The following is a 780-nucleotide window of genomic DNA, read 5'->3' on the forward strand; positions in this document are numbered from 1 at the left end:
TAATCCAACTGCTGACAAGATAAGATCTGCGCGGATGACGGTACCCGTATCTAGCTCAAGTAAAAGCTGATCACCGTCATCTTGAACATCACCTACCTTCTGCTCCATGTGCCACTGTACTTGTTCTTTTGGGAACGCATTCATTATGTGCTCACCGAGTTGCTCAGGTACACTTCTGCTAAGCGGCCAGCTCGCAGTATCTATAACATCAACCTGAAAGCCGTTATTACACAGATCACTGGCAAACTCGATACCGACAAAACCGGCACCAATAATGGCGATTCGACTCGTGCTTTTATCAAGTTTTTGGAGTTCTGCTCTAAACATTTCGTATTCAGCTAGATTATTTACTGAAACGCATCGTGGAGAATCTGTTAGTTCGAGATTCATCGGGGATGCGCCTGTTGCTAAAACCAACTCATCGAATATTAGTTCATTGACTGCGCTATTAGAGTCTCGGTAACGAACACAACGTTGGTCTGTTTCAATCGCTTCAACCTGAACCTGATGGATGATTTTAACGTCATGCTCTTGTTCAAGAACTTCCCTTTTTTTCATAATCAGATCAAGCGGCGCCTTATTCATTGAAATCGCTTTCGATAAATTTGGCTTGTAGTACAAATCACCTGAATCTTGCGTAAGTAAGCTTATCTTAAGTGCTTTACCGTGCGCTCGAAGTTCACGGACGAGCGTAATCGCGGAATGCCCAGAACCAATAATGATAATATGCTTCATGGCTGCCACCTATTCGACAAGATAGAAATCAGATTTTGAAGCCGA

General features: G+C 43.2%; 1 protein-coding gene. It reads right to left on the bottom strand.

Annotated features, from left to right (window positions below; translation table 11 throughout):
- The coding region (locus tag A3756_RS25695) for an FAD-dependent oxidoreductase (protein ID WP_197481552.1) at positions 1–735 on the bottom strand (735 nt) is incomplete at its 3' end.
- Positions 736–780 lie beyond the last annotated feature (45 nt).

The sequence above is a fragment of the Oleiphilus sp. HI0086 genome (genome assembly GCF_001635225.1).